The 4629-nt window shown below is 31.7% G+C and carries 6 protein-coding genes and 1 riboswitch; of the genes, 4 read left to right on the plus strand and 2 right to left on the minus strand.

The annotated features are described in order from the left end of the window. Window positions 1-176: 176 nt before the first annotated feature. The 3 genes from VK998_RS04315 to VK998_RS04325 are packed head-to-tail and all read left to right on the plus strand — an operon-like array spanning window position 177 to window position 1307. Complete coding sequence (locus VK998_RS04315) at window positions 177-338, plus strand: hypothetical protein (RefSeq protein ID WP_325225885.1); 162 nt, start codon at window positions 177-179, stop codon at window positions 336-338. Continuing rightward, a complete protein-coding gene (locus VK998_RS04320; RefSeq protein WP_325225887.1) occupies window positions 339-980 on the plus strand; it encodes a hypothetical protein in 642 nt (213 codons plus the stop codon). It abuts the gene before it with no gap. A gap of 6 nt (window positions 981-986) precedes the next feature. Then, window positions 987-1307 carry a TIGR04104 family putative zinc finger protein gene (locus VK998_RS04325; protein WP_325225889.1) on the plus strand — a complete coding sequence of 107 codons (321 nt, stop codon included), beginning with the start codon at window positions 987-989 and terminating at the stop codon, window positions 1305-1307. 66 nt (window positions 1308-1373) lie between these two features. Here VK998_RS04325 and VK998_RS04330 read toward each other — a convergent pair whose 3' ends face one another. Both VK998_RS04330 and VK998_RS04335 read right to left on the minus strand, forming a co-directional pair. Further along, complete coding sequence (locus tag VK998_RS04330) at window positions 1374-1868, minus strand: cupin domain-containing protein (protein ID WP_325225891.1); 495 nt, start codon at window positions 1866-1868, stop codon at window positions 1374-1376. Window positions 1869-1989: 121 nt separating this feature from the next. Further along, complete coding sequence (locus VK998_RS04335) at window positions 1990-2967, minus strand: diaminopimelate dehydrogenase (protein ID WP_325225893.1); 978 nt, start codon at window positions 2965-2967, stop codon at window positions 1990-1992. A 125-nt stretch (window positions 2968-3092) separates the two neighbouring features. Continuing rightward, a riboswitch (Lysine riboswitch) is annotated at window positions 3093-3255 on the plus strand. A gap of 173 nt (window positions 3256-3428) precedes the next feature. Between VK998_RS04335 and VK998_RS04340 the strand changes: the two genes are divergently transcribed. After that, a partial coding sequence (locus VK998_RS04340) for an aspartate kinase (protein ID WP_325225896.1) occupies window positions 3429-4629 on the plus strand: 1201 nt, incomplete at its 3' end.

The following is a 4629-nucleotide window of genomic DNA, read 5'->3' on the forward strand; positions in this document are numbered from 1 at the left end:
AGTTACACTCCTTTCCTTAGTCTATATACCCAAGTTTTATGAAATTTATAATTAAAATCATTTTATTAGCGTTTTCTATTTTCTTTTAAACTATACTTTTTAATATTATAATGTATAATAAAAATATAAATTATATAAGAGATCTAATTTATTGTAAAAAACATAGGGGGTATAAAATGTTTTATATTATATGGTTTGGATTTTGGACTATTGTAGGTTTAGGTGTATCTTCGGATGCTACAAGACGTGGAAAATCCAGCGTTTTAGTATTTTTTTTAATATTGATAAGTGGACCAATAGGTTTAATAAATTGGTTATTATTTCGACCTGAGAATTAAATGTACTTTATATTTTCAATTGAACTTTTATATGAACAAAGGAAGGAAATTGCAGTAGAAAGAATGTTAGCTAAAAATATATTTTTAAATGAATTGGAAGAAAAATATATAGATCCGAGTAAGATTTTTATTATTGCCGGTAAAGATATTTTTACTAATAAGGAGTTTTTAGTAGATATAAAGAATAAAGGGAAAACCAAATGGAAAGATGGAAGACCGATAAAAGCTTATAAAACTAATTGTGGAGATGGAACAGTAACCATTCATAGTGCTTTAGGAAATTTAAATGGGCAAAATATATTACTTGAAGGTAATCATACGGATATTTTATATAAATCAAAGAACTACCTATCATCTATTCTAGGAAAACCTTTAATTAAAGATATTAAAGAAGGAGAGATAGGAAAAGGATATATTATCTTCGCAGAAAATTGTGACAAGATAAATATAATTTATAAGATAAAAAAAATGTGTAATCAAAGTATGGATATTGTTGATGATAATATCCAGGTGATAAATTTAGGCAATAATCATTATTGCTTTATGGTTACAGGGGATAAAAATTTAAGAATTGAGCCAGATAAAAGTGCTAATGGGGAAATATTAATAAAAGCAATTGAAAAAATTACAAAAGGAGAATAAACTAATATGCAAAGATGTAAAAGTTGTGGCAATAAATTTAAATGGAAGGATATTATAAAATCCATATGGGTTAAAGGCTACTCTCATATTGTATGTAGTAAATGTGATTCCGAACATAGGGTAAAATTTATAACAAGATTAATTATAGCTTTATTTATAGTAGGGCCAACTATTTTAATTAATAATTTTAGGTATCATGGAAAATATATTTTTAGTGTTTTAAACCTAAGTTCAAAAGAAACTATTTTAATCTACTTAATATGGATTGTATTAATAATTATTATAACACCTATATTTGCTAGGTATAAATTAATAGTTAAAAAATAGAAAAACAAGTAAGTTTTAGTGGACAAGGAGAAAAAATTCCTTGCCCACATTTTTAATTTTCATTATCTAGTAATGTTCATGGTACATTTCAGCTTCTTCTTTAGTCTTATGAATTGTACCATGAGGATGCTCAGGAGGAGCATATATAGAATAAAGTTTGATTGGTACACAACCTGTATTGATTAAATTATGCCATGTCCCTGCAGGTATAAATATTACATAATCATCATATATCCTTGTTTGGAAATCCAAATTATCCATGCTATTTCCCATTCTAACAATTCCTTGGCCTTGCTCAATACGAATGAATTGATCTAAATCAGGATGCATTTCTAAACCTATATCATCACCAACATTAATACTCATTAGTGTTAGCTGTAAATATTTTCCTGTCCATAATGCAATACGGAAAAAATCATTTTGTTTAGTAGCTTCTTCAATATTAGTTACAAAAGGACAAGGCCCATAATCCCTTAACTGAATAGGATATTTCCTATGATCTGGTTGATGTCTAGGACTATTCCAATAAGAATAAGGATAGGATTTATAATCATTATACATAATGTTCACTCCTTTAGTATTTTCTACAATATTATATGTTCTATATTAAAAAGAGGTTCTTTGGAATAGGGCATTTGACCTATCTATTTTACATGATTTTGTTTTAAAACTATCCTATTTTTTATAATAATTCTCTTCTTAATTGCTCTCCTGTTTTAGAGGATAAATATCCTAATGGAATGTCAAATATAGTTATAGCACCTTTTTTACCTTCTAAAGCCATTTTATGGACTGCTCTAGCATAAGCAACTAATACTGATGAAGTGAACTCTGGATTGCTATCAAGGGCAAGATTGAATTCTATTTTATGCCTAGCATTAGATTTTGTAGTTCCAGTTTGAATAACAAATCCTCCATGAGGCATTTTATTATGGTTTTTTTTAAGTTCTTTCTCGGAGATAAAATTTACAATTGTATCATAGTCTGCAAAATAATTTGGCATGGATTTTATTTCATTTTCTATTCTTACTAAATCTTCACCATCTTCGCATACAATGTAGCAGATTCTTTTATGCATTTTGCAAGAAGGAATATTTACATCCTCACAATTTTTAACCTTTTTCAAAATTTCTTCACAGGGTATTGTATATTGGACTCCATCCTTTACACCTTTTATTTTTCTAATAGCATCTGAATGGCCTTGGCTTATTCCTTTTCCCCAAAACGTATAGTTTCTACCATTAGGTAAAATTGATTTACCTAATAACCGAGCAAGTGAAAAAAGACCTGGATCCCAGCCAGCAGATATAAGACTCAATTTATTTGATTTCAAAGCTATGTTATTTATTTTATCAAAATATTCAGGGATTTTTCCATGGTTATCAAAACTATCTACTGTATTAAAATATTTTGAGGTCATAGGAACTTGTTCGCCTAAGTCCTTTGCAGATCCTCCACATAGTATCATTACATCAATTTTATCTTTGAAATCTAACATATTTGAAATATGTATTACATTGGATTTTGTATCTAATAAATCAGGTTCTCTTCTTGTAAATATGCCTACAAGCTCCATGTCTTCATTTTGACTTATTGCTAACTCTGTTCCTCGTCCTATATTTCCATACCCGACTATTCCAATTCGTATTCTATCATTCATGGTGCACCTCCAAAATAATTAATTTATTGAAATTATATCACAAACAATCATAAAAAGTTACCAAAGTTCTGTTGACAATATTAATTTTGTGTGTTACATTGATATACAATTAATTAAATTTAGCAATGTGACTAAGAGGTTGCGGTTGTTAAGAGTACTATGGTAAACTAATTGTAGGAAAGGAACAGTCGCCGAAATATAGGGATACCTATATTGGGACTATGCTGAATAAGTATAGTACTGTCATTAGAAAGTTGCCCAATTTTCTAATGAAGTACTTACCACATTGGGGCGAAAGGCGATTGTATAAACAGTCATGAGTACCTTTTGCTCATGGCTTTTTTTATATTAAATAAAAATGTTTTATTTTTTAGACTTAGAAATTTCATAAATGTTTTTAAAAAGTTTCCTTAAATCTCAACATTTTGATAAAAACTTTTCTTATGCCAGGAGGTTGCGTTATGAAAACAATCGTACGAAAATATGGTGGAACAGCTGTAGAGACTATAGAGAAGATGCAAAGTATAGCTGAGAGTATAATTCGAAAAAAACAAGAGGGTTATAATATTGTAATAGTAGTTTCTGCTATGGGAAAGACAACTAACCAACTTGTTGAGATGGCTAGGAGTATTTCTGATACTCCATGCAAGAGAGAACTTGATGTACTTATGGCCACAGGAGAGCAAGTTTCTATTTCATTACTATCTATGATATTAAAAGAAAAGGGATATGATTCTATTTCCTTAACAGGATTCCAAGCAGGTATTAGGACGAAAGGCATACATACTAAAAGCAAAATTGTAGAAATAGATATTGATAATGTCAAAAAGTATTTAAAAGAAGGAAAAATTGTAGTTGTTGCTGGATTTCAAGGAGCTAATGAATTAGGAGAGATAACTACCTTAGGTAGAGGAGGGTCAGATACAACAGCAGTAGCTTTAGCAGCAAAGCTTCAATGTGCATGTGAGATATATACTGATGTAGAAGGAATTTATAGTGTTGATCCAAGGCTTTTTCCAAAAGCAAAAAAATTGGATTATATAAGTTATGAAGAGATGATGGAAATGTCTAGTTTAGGAGCAAGGGTTATGGAAACTAGATCTATAGAGATAGGCTATAAATATGATGTGCCTATTTATGTTACTTCTAGTCATAATAATATTAAAGGAACATATGTAAAGGAGGTTGACAAAGAGATGGAACAAAAAAGTATAACTGGGTTAAGTGTAAGCGATGAAGTGTTGATGATAACAATTAATAAAGTTCCTTATACGCTAAAAAACATCTCAGATATTTTCAGTAGCTTTGCTAATCATGCAGTGAATATTGATATGATTAGCCAGACATCTCCAAATGCAGGATTTGTTAATATATCTTTTACTACACGCCTGCTGACGGCGTCCCGTGAGCGGACCCAGGGCCTCGACAATACGGCGCATCAGCAGGTTCTGGCCGAGGTCTTCGCCGACTTCCCCGACAGCGAGAGCGCGCTGCGCCGCCAGGGGCTGGCGTTCTTCGAATACCGCCTGACCGACGCCGGCCGTGCCGCGGACAAGGTCGCCGAGGCGGACCTCGAGACACTGATCGAACGCGGGCTGGTCAGCGCGCGCCCAATCACCTACGAGGATTTCCTGCCGATCAGTGCGGCGGGCATCTTCCAGT

It is taken from the genome of Schnuerera sp., assembly GCF_035459645.1.
In the GTDB taxonomy this organism is placed as follows: domain Bacteria; phylum Bacillota; class Clostridia; order Tissierellales; family Tepidimicrobiaceae; genus Schnuerera.

Coding starts and splice junctions, on each gene's coding strand:
- VK998_RS04315 (WP_325225885.1), top strand. CDS start 177: ATGTTTTATATTATATGGTTTGGATTTTGGACTATTGTAGGTTTAGGT.
- VK998_RS04320 (WP_325225887.1), top strand. CDS start 339: ATGTACTTTATATTTTCAATTGAACTTTTATATGAACAAAGGAAGGAA.
- VK998_RS04335 (WP_325225893.1), bottom strand. CDS start 2,967: ATGAATGATAGAATACGAATTGGAATAGTCGGGTATGGAAATATAGGA.
- VK998_RS04330 (WP_325225891.1), bottom strand. CDS start 1,868: ATGTATAATGATTATAAATCCTATCCTTATTCTTATTGGAATAGTCCT.
- VK998_RS04325 (WP_325225889.1), top strand. CDS start 987: ATGCAAAGATGTAAAAGTTGTGGCAATAAATTTAAATGGAAGGATATT.